A 13,502-nucleotide genomic window follows, 5' to 3' on the forward strand; every position below is an offset into this window, starting at 1 on the left:
CCTTTGTCCTCATCAAGCCGCCAGTGGCGGCTCGTCCATCAGCGCGATCTGCTCGCGTAATTCGAGGATGCGCGCCTGCCAATACTGTTGCGTATTGAACCACGGAAACGCAGCAGGGAAAGCCGGGTCGTCCCAGCGCCGGGCCAGCCAGGCTGCATAGTGGATCAGCCGCAAGGTTCTGAGCGCTTCGACCAGATGGAGTTCGCGCGGATCGAACTCCATGAAGTCCTCGTAGCCCGTCAGGATCGCGTTCATCTGCGCCTGTTGCTCCTCGCGTTCGCCGGACAACAACATCCATAGGTCCTGCACTGCCGGGCCCATGCGACTGTCGTCGAAGTCGACGAAGTGCGGCCCGGCTTCGGTCCACAGCACGTTGCCGGCGTGGCAGTCGCCGTGCAGGCGGAGGGTGCGCACCGCCCCGGCACGTACGTAGCAGTGCGCCACACTGGCAAGCGCATGCTCGACCACACTGTCCCATGCGGCGATCAGGTCGGCCGGCAGCCAGCGGCCCTGCTGCAGAAAATCGCGTGACGCGTAACCGAAGGTCTCCAGATCGAGTACCGGTCGGTGCGCGAAATCCGCCGTTGCGCCGACCGCATGGATGCGCCCGAGGAAGCGGCCCATCCATTCAAGCGCATCGGCGCGATCGAACTCGGGCATGCGGCCACCCTGTTTAGGATAGACCGCAAACCGAAAACCGGCATGCAGGTGGAGCGTGGCGCCGTTCAACCGTAGTGGCGCCACCACCGGGATTTCACGCTCGGCCAGATCTTGCGTGTAGACATGTTCCTCCAGGATCGCGTCGTCGCGCCAGCGTCCAGGACGATAGAACTTGACGACGACCGGCTGCGCGTCTTCGACGCCCATCTGGTAGACGCGGTTTTCGTAACTGTTCAAGGCCAGCAGGCGGCCATCGGTCCTGAGGCCGGTGCTGTCGAGCGCGTCGAGCGCACAGTCCGGTGTCAGGGCGGAATACGGGTGGGATGAATCCATCATGGTCAGAAACAAAGCAGCCATATCCAAAGGACCGCTGCCCAGAAAACGTCAGGAGGCAGATAATGCCTCAAACGCCGCCTGACATCGTATCCGCATGAAGACGAACGACCCATTCAGCATGGACATCTCCCGCCATATCTGGGAAACCCGCTACCGCGCCGCGGGCGAACCCGATATCCGCGCCAGCTGGCGGCGCGTGGCGCAGGCGATCGCGCAGGCCGAAACGGACCGGCGTGAACAATGGACCGAACGTTTCGCCACGCTGCTGGACGATTTCCGCTTCCTGCCTGGGGGTCGCATTCTTGCCGGTGCAGGCACCGGCCGCCGGGTGACGCTGTTCAACTGCTTCGTCATGGGCGAGATCGCCGACGACCTCGAGCACATTTTCGAGGCGCTGAAGGAAGGCGCGCTCACGATGCAGCACGGCGGCGGCGTGGGCTATGATTTTTCCACCCTGCGTCCGGCCGGCATGGTGGCGCAGGCCACCGGCAGCATCGCGTCCGGCCCGGTGTCGTTCATGCACATCTGGGACGCGATGTGTGCGACCTTGCTGTCGACCGGCGCACGGCGCGGCGCCATGATGGCGACGCTGCGCTGCGACCATCCCGACATCGAGAAATTCGTCGACGCCAAGCGCGATCCCGCCGTGCTGCGGCATTTCAATCTGTCGGTACTGGTAAGCGACGCCTTCATGGCGGCGGTAGCCGGGGACCGCGACTGGCCGCTGGTGTTTCCCGGCTTCGCCAGCACGCGCACGGTGAAGGCGCGTGCACTGTGGCAGCGCATTCTGCGCGCCGCCTACGACACCGCCGAGCCTGGCGTGTTGTTCGCCGACACCATCAACCGCGACAACACGCTGGCGAGCCGTGAGACGCTGACCGCCACCAATCCGTGCGGCGAGATCCCGCTGCCGCCCTATGGCGCCTGCGACCTCGGCTCGCTCAATCTGACCGCCTTCGTGACATCACCTTTTACCGCCGACGCACGTCTCGATCTCGCCGCACTGGCCGACGCGGCAGCGCACGCGGTACGCTTTCTCGACAATGTCATCGACGTCTCGCGCTACCCGCTGCCGGCACAGGCCCAGGAAGCGCGCCTGAAACGCCGCATCGGCCTCGGCATCACCGGACTGGCTGACGCGCTGGTGCTGCTGGGCCTGCGCTACGACAGCGAAGCTGCGCAACGCCTGGCCGCGCAGGCGATGCAGGCGGTGCGCGACCATGCTTACCAGGCGTCGGTCGAGCTCGCGCACGAGAAAGGCGCGTTTCCTGCCTTCGAGCGCGACGCTTTCCTGGCGAGCGGTTTCGCCACCCGCCTGCCGGCCGGCATCCGCGACGCCATCGCCGTACACGGCATCCGCAACAGCCATGTGTTGGCCATCGCGCCGGCCGGCACCATCAGCCTGCTCGCCAACAATCTTTCCAGCGGCATCGAACCGATTTTCTCCGCCGAAGCGGAGCGCCGCGTACTCGAAGCGGACGGCGAGTATCACACCCACCGCGTGGTCGATCACGCCGCCCATCTGTGGCAACAGCAAGGCCATACAGGCCTGCCACCTACGCTGATCGAGGCGCAGCAGATCGACCCGCTCGCCCATCTGCACATGCAGGCGGCGCTCCAGCCCTTTGTCGACAACGCCATTTCGAAAACCATCAACGTCGCCGCCGACATCCCGTTCGAGCGTTTCGAGGATCTCTACCGGCAGGCACATGCGCTGGGCCTCAAGGGCTGCACCGTATTTCGTCCCAACCCGGTCACCGGCGCCATCCTGAGCGAGCCGGCCGGCGAGCGGGTCCAATGCTGCGGCATCGAACGCGAGGCGGATTGACCCCATCGTGAGCAAACCGCCCCTCATCGGTCTGGCGCTTGGCGGCGGCTCGGCGCGCGGCTGGGCACATATCGGCGTCATCCGCGCACTGGCGGAAGCCGGCATCGAACCCGATCTGGTCTGCGGCACCTCGATCGGCGCGCTGGTGGGCGCCGCCTATGTCGGCGGCGAACTCGACCGCCTGGAGGCCTGGGTGCGCAGCCTGCGCCTGCAGACCGTGGTGGGTTTCCTGGATTTTTCACTCGGCAGCGGATTGATCAAGGGCGACCGGTTGATCGAGTTCTTCCGCAACCATTTCGTTGATCGCGACATTCGCGAACTGGCCCGCCCGTTCGGCGCCGTCGCCACCGACCTGCAACGCGGCCGCGAAATATGGCTGCGCGAGGGCCCGGTGACTGACGCGGTGCGCGCCTCGATCGCGCTGCCCGGGCTGTTCACGCCTGCGCTGTACGACGGCAACTGGCTGGTCGATGGCGGCCTGGTCAACCCAGTTCCCGTGTCGCTATGTCGGGCGATGGGCGCCGACCTCGTGATCGCAGTCGATCTGAACGCCGATCTGCTCGGCCGCCACCTCAAACCCAAGCCGGCCAAGAGCAGACTGCGTCAGCGCACCGCGGCAGAACCTGAAACGCTGACCGACAGCGTGATGGCACGCATCCAGAATGGCATGTCGCAACTCGGCCTCAACCACGACAGCGGGCCCAAACCGCCAGCCATGCTCGACGTGCTGGCAAGCAGCATCAACATCATGCAGGTGCTGATCACACGCAGCCGGCTGGCCGGCGAACCGGCCGACGTGATGGTGACGCCACTGCTCGCGGACCTGGGCTTGATGGAGTTTCACCGGGGCGATGTCGCGATCGATGCCGGGCGGCGTGCCGTCGAAGGGGCCATGCCGGAGTTGCAGCGGCGTCTGAAAGGCTGAGTGGGTGGGGCGTTATCGACCGGATGCACACAACGCCAGCTTGCGCACGCGGTCCAGGCGCTTGATCGCGGCTTCGCGCCGCGCCGCCTCGGCGCGATCGGCTGCGGCCTCGACGTAGACCAGTTGCACCGGACGCCGGCTGCGGGTGTAGCGGGCACCCAAGCCGCCTTCGCCGTTGTGCTCGGCGACGCGGCGGGCGATGTCGGTGGTGATGCCGGTGTAGAGCGTGCCGTCGGCGCAGCGCAGCATGTAGACACACCACGCGGCGTCCGCAGCAGTCGGCATGTCAGGTCATACGTCGCCGGACAGCTGCTGCGCCCACAACAGCGCATCCATGTGCACGCCGTTGATGTCGGCCACGTCGCGTCCGATCTGCTTGGCCAGGGCTTCGATGCTGCTCTGGTCGTCCTGTTCGCAGGCAATGGCCAGCGCCAGATAGGGTGCATAGGGGCCGCGCTGCGAGACGATGGCCTCGGTGATCTCGGCCGGCAGGCTGATCTGCTTCAATACCTGCTCCATCGGCATGTGCATCACGACGTCCAGCAAGGAAAACAGCCCGGCGACAAAAATTTCGTCGCGCGCCTTGGCAAACAGGGCGCGGCCAGCCAGCTGTTCGGCCACCCGCCCGCGCACCAGGGCATTCTCCAGCACGGCCTGGTCGAGCTCCTGGGTCTGGCCGCCGGTAAACAGGATCAGCGTCAGCCAGCGATAGAGCTTGTCCTGCCCCATCACCATCAATGCCTGTTCGATACCGCCAATCTTGTTCATCAGGCCCATGCCGGGCGAGTTGACATAGCGCAGCAGGCGTACCGACAACGCCGGGTCGTGGCGGAACTGGGCGGCCAGTTCCGGCTGCTCGGCACCGGTACGCACCCGGTTCATCAGGTCCAGCACCTTGGCGCGCGACGGTCCCATGACCGGGTTGCCGAGGTTTTCGCGGCGGGTGATGAACGGCCCCATGAACAGCGCGAACTGCAGCTTGTGACACATGTGGAAGGCTTCCAGCGTCTGCACGCCGGTCGCGACCAGGCGCTTGCCCGCGGCCAGCTTGGACACGGCGGCGATTTGCGCGGTGATGGCGGGAATATCCTCGCTGCTGACATCCAACACCACATAATCCATATGCTGCAGAAGCGCATGGCGTTCGGGACGGATGGCCGCGTCCGCCTGCACCGCAAAACTGAACCCGCGCGTCTTCAGTTCGGCCAGCCGGGCCGGCAAAGACGCGTCCACCGTGGTCAGGGTGTCGACGTTCAGGAGCCAGACCGTGCCGGTAGCGGGCCATTCTTCGATGAGCGGGTGGTCCAGGGTCGCCGGCGAAATCGGCACGAATGCCAGGCGCTGTCCCAGCAGGCGCGCGATATCCATACGCTGCAGGTTGCCCAGCAGGGTTTCGTCGTAGAGACGCTGTACATCGGGCAGATTCGGATCGGGATGTTCGTCGGCCGTGCGGCGCAACATGAAGGTATAGCCGGCGACACGCTGGTCGCGTCCCAGCATGGCCTCGCGACGCATGACCGACGGCGCTTTGCCAGCCGGCCTGGCTGCCGGCTCGGGCTCGACGGCCTCGACGCGCGGCGGTGGCGGCGCAACTGTATTTTCCCGATTACCCGACCACATTCCGACAAGACGATTCAGCACGCTACATTCCCCCACAACAGACTTGGACGCATCACGTGAATAATCGGCAACGCCACCCGGGACTGAAGCCTCGTCGCACAAATATTTTGGGTGGGGCGATAGGCCGGTCGTATTAACACGCATTTGCCAGCCGATCCTCTCCCACGGCTCGTACGCCCGTCGCTGCTATGCTAACGGGACAGGATGAAATGATGGCTGCCGCCACCCGGCCCCGAAACCGATGAAACGCATCTCCCAGTATTTTTTTCGCGGACTGCTCACTGCGCTGCCGCTCGGCCTGACGGTCTATCTGCTGTACGTCTTTCTGCACTGGAGCGAAACGCTGGCCATGCAGCTGACGCGTCCCCTGATCGGCGAATACTACGTACCCGGGATGGGGCTGGTGCTGGGTGTAGTCTGCATTTTCCTGCTCGGCATCCTCGTGTCGCAACCGGGTGTGGGCAAGCTGCTGTCGCTGGTGGAACTGCCCTTCACCAATCTGCCTGTCGTGAAGAGCATTTATTCGTCGCTCAAGGATTTTGCCGATTATTTTTCGCCCCGCCGCGACACGGCCGCGCAGCAAATGGTCGTCGTTCTGAAGATTCCGGGACAGGCGCTCGAGGTCGTGGGTCTGGTCACGCGCCAGAGCGTCGACACCTTGCCCGCCGGTTTCCTGCAGGGCGACCGCGTGGCGGTCTATCTGCCGATGGGCTACATGATCGGCGGGTATACCGTTTTTGTACCGCGTACCTGGGTGCAGCAGATCGACATGTCGGTGGAGGAGGCCATGCGCGCCTCGCTGTTCGCCTGGATGAGCACGGCAACCCACGACACGTCGACGACACGCTCGCCATCGCCTTGATTGATCGCAATAACTGAGGAGAGTCCCGCCCATGCAGATCGAATGCTACGCCCAGCGCCTGCTCAACCCGTTTCGCGGGGTGGTGCACACGATCCGGTACCAGTCGGCCGAGGCGGTGACGACCGACGGCGTCGAGTGGGACATCTATGTGGCCAACGACGCCCTGCTCGACGGCCTGGGGCGCGCAGGGCGACGCGCACAGATTTCCGACATCCGCTACGGCCACTGGTCGGCGGAAAAAGGCCTGAAACGCGGCCCGCTTTTTCCCTCGGACGATTTCAGGCGGCTGGAAGACATGGGCGCCGTGGTCTACGAGCACCTGCTCAAGGTGCATCGCGAGGTGCCCTTCGCCTTTCGCGACCAGTTCGAACTCTGGCTGCTCGACCGGCACGACCGGCCACTCGCGCTGCTGCACAGCGTGCGCACTGACATCGAGACCGACACCAAGCCCCCGCTCGACTGGCGCGCTGGTATGGCGGCACAGGAACATTTCGTAAGCGCGGCGGTAGCCGGGCTCGACGAGCCCGCCGGCGTGTACCTGACGCGCCATGTGAACGACCTCGCCAGCGGTGTGGTGCAATGGTTCCGCCGCTCGGACGACGGCGCCGGGCTGGGACTGCATACGCTCAGGGGTGGCGATCACCTGCGCGGCCGTGTGCTTGAGGCCGACGCCTTTCCGCAGCTGTTCATCTCCACTGCCGGCATGGACGAGGCGCACACTCGGCTGGTGCATGATTACCACGCGTGGCAGGCGCCGTGGATGCTGTTGCTGCCGCATCTCGACATGGCCGCCCGCGGCCGGCTCGAGTCCTGCGCATTCCAGCAGGCCGAACTGATCGAGAAGCACTACCGGCTGTATCCCATCGTGCTCAACCGCACGGCGCTGCAGGCCGCACGCGTCGAGGCGGCGCTGATACGCAGTCAGCCGCGCAAGAAATCGGAGGCCGAGGTCATGCCGATGTATTACATCGAGCTCGGCGTCAGCGCCGACGAATGATCAGGCCGCGACGTTGAGGATGGCGGCGGGCAGCACGGTCGAGGCGCCCAGATGCGGCGCCAGCCGGACCGTCACCGCCGGATGCGTCGCAGTAAATTCGGCGATGGCATCGGGGATATCCTGCGCCACATGGGTGCCCGCGGCGAGGAAGTAGGGAAACGCGACGATTTCACGGGCGCCTTTCGCTGCCAATGCAGCCAGCCCGTTTGGAATGCTGGGCTCAGCAAGCTCCAGGAACGCGGTTTCGACGTGTTCGTACACCACGCCTGCTTGCGCGCGCACGGCATCGGCCAGGACGCGGACTTCGTCATTGGAGGCGGCGCGGCGGCTGCCGTGGGCGATGATGAGCATGCTGGGCATGTCGATGATCCTGAACAGATAGGGAACGGCAGTGAGCGGCGCGCGCAGCGTAAAGTTCCCGATCTACATCCTGACCGGCTCGAAGGTCGCGTCGAGATTCTGGTCGTCGCAATAGTCGAGAAAATCGCCGCGCAGCGTCGCGATATGGGTGTCGGCGGGAATGCCGAGCGTCATGTGGACGGCAAACATCGGGGCGCCGGTATGCGGGGCCGGATAGGTTTCGGTGTCGAGCGCCTCGATGTTGATATGCAGGCGGGCAAAGAAGTTTGCCAGGCTGTTGACGATGCCGGGCTGGTCGAGCGCGGCGACCTCGACGGTATAGGGAATCAGCGGCTTGTCGGCGCGCGTCGGGCGGGTGCGCTGCTGGGTCAGCGACAGGCCGAGCTCCTCGGCGACGGCAGGGAGACGCGCCTCCAGTTTGGCCAGGGCATCCCAGTTCCCCGACACGCGCATCAGCAGCGCAAAGCGCCCGCCGAGCGCGGCCATGCGCGACTCCTCGATGTTGCAGCCGCTATCCGAGATGCGGCGCGTGAAACCTTCCACCAGGCCGATTTTATCCTCGCCGCTGGCTGTGATGACGAGTGATTCGGTGTCGTTGGACATGCTTAAATTAACTCCCTGTCGGACAGTTCTTTTTTGATGTAGGCGTAAATGATCGGCGCGGCGATGACGCCCTGCACGCCGAACGCGGCATCCATCACCAGCATGGCGATCAGCAGTTCCCACGCCCGCGCCTGGATCTGCCCGCCGATGATACGGGCATTCACGAAATATTCGAGCTTGTGGATGAGGATCAGGAACACCAGGGATGCAGCCGCCACATGCAGCGAATGGGAAAGCGAGATGATGACGATAATCGTGTTGGACACGAGGTTGCCCAGCACCGGCAGCAGCCCGACGACAAACGTGACGACGATCATGGTCTTGGTGAACGGCAGGTGCACACCGAAGGCGGGCAGCACCAGCATCAGGTAAATACCGGTCAGCAACGCATTCAGCGCCGAGATGCGAATCTGCGCGAACACCACGCGGCGGAACGCTTCGCCCAGGCGCGACACGCGCTCGCACATCGCCTGGGCCAGCGGTGCCAGCGTCTGGGTCTGGCGCGCCTCGCGCAAGGCAATGAAGCTGCCGATTACGAGGCCGATGATGAAGTGCAGCAGGACGCGTCCAGCATCGCCGCTGAATTTACGGATATCCAGTGCATGAGTGCGCAGCCATTCGACCAACCCCGCCCGGATGACCGATCCGTCCCCCTGCGGCAACCAGGCGGCGGCCCACAGCGGCAGCAACTGGCGTGAGTTCTCGATGATCTCGGCCATTTTGGTCAATAGCCCTGCCAATCCGCCTTCAGTGCGCAAATAGAGAATCACGCCGGCAGTGAGCCCGCCCAGCGCACCGAGCACCGTCAAAGTGATCAGGGACACCACCAGCACCTTGGCCCAGGTGTGATCGAGGCGACCGATCACAAAACGCGGCGCCAGCATGTGTACCAGTTGAACCACCAGCAAGCCGGACAGCAAGGCAGGGAGCAGGTGAAACATCAGGGTGAACGACAGTCCGGCCGCCATCAGCAGCCAGGCGGCGATCTGATAACGGGTAGCGACGAAAGGCGCAGGGATGGCGGTCATGGCCGCACAGTGCCAAGAAACGGGCTAACGGGCAAGTGTTGCCTCATACCAGCATGTGCCTGGCTACTTGCCGGGCCGGGAACTTTCTGACAAACATATTGTTCAGAAAACTGTCGGCATTGAGTCGGGCACAGAAGTATTCAAACATGGACAAATCTGAACCAATGCGTCGATAACGATAAACCGGAGTCAGAAATTTGACTTTTTTGCTGTCATCCTCCCGCTTTTGTGCGTCCGCATTTTCCCGAACAGTCACCATTTACAAGCAGGCTATGGGATTCGCGTGTGTCGCTGGCGCCCTGCTTGGTTTCCTCTCCACGTCAGCCTCGGCATTCGATTTTCAGGATGTCGCGCAACGTGCCCGTCGCTTGGCGGACGCCCCGTACAAAAAGGCCGACGCGGATCTGCCGCCGGAACTGCGCAACCTCAACTATGAAAACTATCACCAGATCCGCTACAAACCGGAGCGGATGCTGTGGCGCAACGACAAGCTCCCTTTCGAAGTGGATTTCTTCCCTCCGGGTTGGCATTTCGACCAGCCGGTCAGGATCAACGAAGTCACGGCTCAGGGTGTGCGCGAGATCCGCTTCGATCAAGACGCGTTCGACTTCGGGGCTACCAAGGTCGACCCCGGCAAACTGCACGGCCTGGGCTTCGCTGGTTTCCGGGTGCGCTATCCGGTCAATTCGGCCGCGCACAAGGATGAGGTGCTGACGTTTCTCGGCGCCAGCTACTTTCGCGCGCTCGGCAAAGGGCAACATTATGGCCTGTCGGCACGCGGATTGGCGATTGACACCGCACTGGGTACAGGCGAGGAGTTTCCGCGCTTCGTGGAATTCTGGATATTGCGGCCGCAAGCGTCGGATAAACAGTTGGTCATCTACGGCCTGCTCGATTCGCCGCGTGCTGCCGGCGCCTACCGTTTCGTGCTGACGCCGGGCGTCGACACGGTAATGGACGTCACGGCGCGCCTGTACCTGCGCAGCGCTGTGGGCAAGCTGGGACTCGCCCCGCTGACCAGTATGTTTTATTTTGGCCGGGGCCAACATGCGACCGAAGACGACTTCCGCCCGGCGGTGCACGACTCCGATGGACTGTCGGTCCATATGGGCAACGACGAATGGGTCTGGCGGCCTTTGAGCGACCCCAAGCGCCTGCTGGTCACCTCGTTTTCCACCACCAATCCGATCGGCTTCGGTCTGATGCAGCGCCAACGCGACTTTGCCAATTTCGAAGATCCGGTTTTGCGGTATGAGCTGCGGCCAAGCGCATGGGTCGAACCCAAAGCCCAGTGGGGCGCTGGGCGAGTCGAGCTGGTGCAGATCCCGTCACCGAACGAGACCAATGACAACATTGTTGCGTACTGGGTGCCCGACCGACTGCCGGCGCCCAAGGCCGCCTATGACTACGCCTACCGCATATGGTGGCAGAAGGACAAGGATACGCAGCCGCCCGGGCTGCACGTGGCCCAGACGCTGTATGGGCGGGGCTACACGCACACGCCCGACGGCAGCATCTCGCTGGCGGTCGACTTCGAAGGGCCATCCGAACTGGAATCGCCCGAACTCAAGCCCGAGGCGCAGGTGTCGGTCGATGCGAACGCCAAGCTCCTCGAACAGAAAATGATCCACAACGATGCGACGGGCGGCTGGCGGCTCTCGCTGCGCCTGCAACGGCTCGACTCAGGTAAGCCGGTGGAAATGCGCGCGTCCTTGCACAGCGGAAACAAGGGGATATCCGAAACATGGAGCTACATCTTGCCACCCGATTGAGCGGCCGCTTTCCCGGCCGGGAGAGGTGCGAACATTATCTCGGCCGCCTGCCATTGGCGCAGGAACAGCGCGAAGCGATATTGGCCCAGCTGGCCGAACTGGATGTGTCCAGTACGCGCGAAGCGATGGCGGCGTTGCATATCGCGCTCGCCGGCCACGGAAGCGATGCCGACCCGGTTAACCCGGCCGCCGCGTCCATCGACAGCCGGCTCGCTCTAGGCAAAAGCGAACTGCCCCCGACAACCGGAACCGGGCCCGAGACGGTGACGCAATCGACCCTGCCCATCTCGCCGCCCATCAATCGCAGCAGTATGGCCCCGCTGCGCTGGCCCCCCAGGCCCAGCTTTCGTCTGTTCAAATCGCGCCGGCTCCGGCATGGCCCAGGTTGTCCCCCGCCCGGCAAGGATCCGGCGGATTCCCGCGCTTCCCCCGGGGGCTGGCAAGCTGCCGCCAATCTGCGACGCCTGGCATTGCTGGTATTGGTGGTTACCCAGGTCTACTTTTTCACCAGCGCCATGGCTGCGGTGTTGCCTTATCACGGCCACCGGATGCTGGAGATTGCCATCCTGATCCTGTTCGCAATCTTGACGTCATGGGTCTCGCTCGGCTTCTGGACCGCGATAATGGGTTTTGTGGTGAAAGCCACCGGCGGCGACCGCTTTGCGATTTCCGCCAGCGCAGCTGCCGACGTGCCCATCGACGCGCTTGCGCGCACCGCGGTGATCATGCCGATCTGCAACGAAGACGTCGCGCGCGTCTTCGCCGGGCTGCGCGCCACCATTGAATCGCTGGCGCGCACCGGCGAATTGCGTCACTTCGACTTCTTCATACTCAGCGACAGCAGCGATGCCGACAATCGCGTCGCCGAGGTCGATGCGTGGCTCGCGCTGTGCCGCGCCGTGCAGGGTTTCGGCCAGGTGTTCTACCGCTGGCGCCAGCACCGGCTCAAGCGCAAGAGCGGCAACGTCGCCGATTTCTGCCGGCGCTGGGGCGCCAACTACCGTTACATGATCGTGCTCGATGCCGACAGCGTGATGAGCGGCGCGTGCCTCGCCAGGCTCGTGCGCCTGATGGAAGCCAACCCCGGTGCCGGCATCATCCAGTCCGCGCCGCTGGTCGCGGGGCGCGACACCCTTTATGCCCGCATGCAGCAGTTCGCCAGCCGCGTATACGGGCCGCTCTTCGTCGCCGGGCTGCACTTCTGGCAACTGGGCGAATCCCATTACTGGGGGCACAACGCCATCCTCCGCGTTGCGCCTTTCATGCGCCACTGCGCGCTTGGCCGACTCTCCGGCGGCGGACCGCTGTCGGGAGAAATCCTCTCGCACGACTTCGTTGAGGCCGCGCTGATGCGCCGAGCCGGCTGGACGGTGTGGATCGCGTATGACCTTCCGGGAAGCTACGAGGAAGTGCCGCCCAATCTGGTCGACGAACTCAAGCGCGACCGGCGCTGGTGCCAGGGCAACCTGATGAACGTTCGACTGTTCCTGGCAAACGGCGTGCATCCGGCGCATCGGGCGGTCTTCCTGACCGGGGTGGCCGCCTATGCGTCCGCTCCCCTGTGGTTTCTGTTCCTGCTGCTGTCCACGGTCCAACTGGCAGAACATGCACTCGCGACGCCGCAATACTTCGTCACGCCGTTTCAGTTGTTCCCGGTGTGGCCAGAATGGAATCCGCAACGCGCCATTGCGCTCTTCTCGTTCACGGCAGCGCTGTTGTTTCTGCCCAAGATACTGAGTGTCGTGCTGATCTGGATCCAGGGCGCGAAAGACTTCGGGGGAAGACTGCGCCTCGTTTCGGGCATGTTGATGGAATCGCTCTTTTCGGCCCTGCTGGCGCCGATCCGCATGCTGTTCCATACCACTTTCGTGCTGGCGCCATTGCTGGGGAAGGGTATCCAATGGAAATCCCCGCCGCGGGAGGACGTCGAGACAGGCTGGGGTGAAGCGCTGCGCCGCCATGGGTTGCATACGCTGCTGGGTCTGGGCTGGGCCGCCGGCGTCTATTGGCTCAAGCCCTCCTACCTGTTGTGGTTGCTGCCCGTCGTGGGCGCGCTCGTTCTCTCGATTCCAATTTCGGTCCTCTCGAGCCGTATTTCGCTGGGCCAGCGGCTCCGTGGGCTTCGCTTTTTCCTGATCCCGGAGGAATTGAACCCGCCGGTGGAATTGAGCCGGACCCAGGAATACGCAGCCCGCGCGCCCACGTCGCCGGGCTTCATCGAAGCCGTAACCGATCCGGCAACCAATGCGATGATCTGCGCCGCCGGCGTGCCCCGCTTCCGGCAGGCTCGTGTCGCGGAACATCGCGCAAAACTGGTGGACAAGGCGCTGCGCGAAGGGCCCGATGCCCTCGGTACCGGTCACAAGATGCATTTGCTCAGCGATCCCATCGCATTTTCGCGTCTGCACTTCGAAGTATGGGTCTCTGCCGAGGCCCATCCCGCATGGCGCGAGTCACTTTCACTCATTCCAGGCCGCCTGTCATGCATCGACGTCGTTTCCTGAAAGCCGG

At 64.0% G+C, this 13,502-nt stretch carries 12 protein-coding genes; 6 read left to right on the plus strand and 6 right to left on the minus strand.

The genetic code is table 11. The features are described from left to right. Positions 1 to 12: 12 nt before the first annotated feature. Positions 13 to 996: a serine/threonine protein kinase gene (locus ABT23_RS03290; RefSeq protein ID WP_296631119.1), complete on the minus strand. Its 984-nt coding sequence runs from the start codon at positions 994 to 996 to the stop codon at positions 13 to 15. 94 nt (positions 997 to 1,090) lie between these two features. Between ABT23_RS03290 and ABT23_RS03295 the strand changes: the two genes are divergently transcribed. Together ABT23_RS03295 and rssA are read left to right on the plus strand one after the other, a co-directional pair. Continuing rightward, the gene (locus ABT23_RS03295; protein ID WP_296631121.1) at positions 1,091 to 2,824 is read left to right on the plus strand and encodes an adenosylcobalamin-dependent ribonucleoside-diphosphate reductase; all 1,734 of its coding nucleotides are present in this window, start codon (positions 1,091 to 1,093) and stop codon (positions 2,822 to 2,824) included. A gap of 7 nt (positions 2,825 to 2,831) precedes the next feature. Further along, entirely contained in the window at positions 2,832 to 3,749 is a 918-nt protein-coding gene (gene rssA, locus ABT23_RS03300) for a patatin-like phospholipase RssA (protein ID WP_296631128.1), read from the plus strand. Positions 3,750 to 3,761: 12 nt separating this feature from the next. On the opposite strand, the gene ABT23_RS03305 is transcribed toward rssA, so the two are convergent. Then, entirely contained in the window at positions 3,762 to 4,034 is a 273-nt protein-coding gene (locus ABT23_RS03305; RefSeq protein WP_296631130.1) for a GIY-YIG nuclease family protein, read from the minus strand. A gap of 6 nt (positions 4,035 to 4,040) precedes the next feature. Then, positions 4,041 to 5,390, minus strand: a complete 1,350-nt coding sequence (locus ABT23_RS03310) for an HDOD domain-containing protein (RefSeq protein WP_296631131.1) — start codon at positions 5,388 to 5,390, stop codon at positions 4,041 to 4,043. A gap of 220 nt (positions 5,391 to 5,610) precedes the next feature. Between ABT23_RS03310 and ABT23_RS03315 the strand changes: the two genes are divergently transcribed. Together ABT23_RS03315 and ABT23_RS03320 are read left to right on the plus strand one after the other, a co-directional pair. After that, complete coding sequence (locus tag ABT23_RS03315; protein WP_296631133.1) at positions 5,611 to 6,231, plus strand: DUF502 domain-containing protein; 621 nt, start codon at positions 5,611 to 5,613, stop codon at positions 6,229 to 6,231. Positions 6,232 to 6,262: 31 nt separating this feature from the next. Further along, entirely contained in the window at positions 6,263 to 7,228 is a 966-nt protein-coding gene (locus tag ABT23_RS03320) for a hypothetical protein (RefSeq protein WP_296631135.1), read from the plus strand. On the opposite strand, the gene ABT23_RS03325 is transcribed toward ABT23_RS03320, so the two are convergent. From ABT23_RS03325 to ABT23_RS03335, 3 genes are all read right to left on the minus strand, one after another. Beyond that, complete coding sequence (locus ABT23_RS03325) at positions 7,229 to 7,588, minus strand: CbiX/SirB N-terminal domain-containing protein (RefSeq protein WP_296631137.1); 360 nt, start codon at positions 7,586 to 7,588, stop codon at positions 7,229 to 7,231. 63 nt (positions 7,589 to 7,651) lie between these two features. Further along, positions 7,652 to 8,191: a glycine cleavage system protein R gene (locus tag ABT23_RS03330; protein ID WP_296631140.1), complete on the minus strand. Its 540-nt coding sequence runs from the start codon at positions 8,189 to 8,191 to the stop codon at positions 7,652 to 7,654. Between the two features lie 2 nt (positions 8,192 to 8,193). Then, positions 8,194 to 9,219 (minus strand): AI-2E family transporter, encoded by a 1,026-nt coding sequence (locus ABT23_RS03335; protein ID WP_296631142.1) that lies wholly within the window; start codon positions 9,217 to 9,219, stop codon positions 8,194 to 8,196. A 272-nt stretch (positions 9,220 to 9,491) separates the two neighbouring features. Between ABT23_RS03335 and ABT23_RS03340 the strand changes: the two genes are divergently transcribed. Together ABT23_RS03340 and mdoH are read left to right on the plus strand one after the other, a co-directional pair. Next, positions 9,492 to 10,991 (plus strand): glucan biosynthesis protein G, encoded by a 1,500-nt coding sequence (locus ABT23_RS03340; protein ID WP_296631145.1) that lies wholly within the window; start codon positions 9,492 to 9,494, stop codon positions 10,989 to 10,991. Continuing rightward, positions 10,964 to 13,495, plus strand: a complete 2,532-nt coding sequence (gene mdoH / locus ABT23_RS03345) for a glucans biosynthesis glucosyltransferase MdoH (protein WP_296631149.1) — start codon at positions 10,964 to 10,966, stop codon at positions 13,493 to 13,495. Before ABT23_RS03340 ends, mdoH begins: the two co-directional genes overlap by 28 nt. Positions 13,496 to 13,502 lie beyond the last annotated feature (7 nt).

The sequence above is a fragment of the Thiobacillus sp. SCN 63-57 genome, from assembly GCF_001725555.1.
In the GTDB taxonomy this organism is placed as follows: domain Bacteria; phylum Pseudomonadota; class Gammaproteobacteria; order Burkholderiales; family Thiobacillaceae; genus Thiobacillus.

Coding starts and splice junctions, on each gene's coding strand:
- ABT23_RS03305 (WP_296631130.1), bottom strand. CDS start 4,034: ATGCCGACTGCTGCGGACGCCGCGTGGTGTGTCTACATGCTGCGCTGC.
- ABT23_RS03335 (WP_296631142.1), bottom strand. CDS start 9,219: ATGACCGCCATCCCTGCGCCTTTCGTCGCTACCCGTTATCAGATCGCC.
- ABT23_RS03330 (WP_296631140.1), bottom strand. CDS start 8,191: ATGTCCAACGACACCGAATCACTCGTCATCACAGCCAGCGGCGAGGAT.
- ABT23_RS03315 (WP_296631133.1), top strand. CDS start 5,611: ATGAAACGCATCTCCCAGTATTTTTTTCGCGGACTGCTCACTGCGCTG.
- ABT23_RS03290 (WP_296631119.1), bottom strand. CDS start 996: ATGATGGATTCATCCCACCCGTATTCCGCCCTGACACCGGACTGTGCG.
- ABT23_RS03325 (WP_296631137.1), bottom strand. CDS start 7,588: ATGCCCAGCATGCTCATCATCGCCCACGGCAGCCGCCGCGCCGCCTCC.
- ABT23_RS03320 (WP_296631135.1), top strand. CDS start 6,263: ATGCAGATCGAATGCTACGCCCAGCGCCTGCTCAACCCGTTTCGCGGG.
- ABT23_RS03295 (WP_296631121.1), top strand. CDS start 1,091: ATGAAGACGAACGACCCATTCAGCATGGACATCTCCCGCCATATCTGG.
- ABT23_RS03340 (WP_296631145.1), top strand. CDS start 9,492: ATGGGATTCGCGTGTGTCGCTGGCGCCCTGCTTGGTTTCCTCTCCACG.
- mdoH (WP_296631149.1), top strand. CDS start 10,964: ATGGAGCTACATCTTGCCACCCGATTGAGCGGCCGCTTTCCCGGCCGG.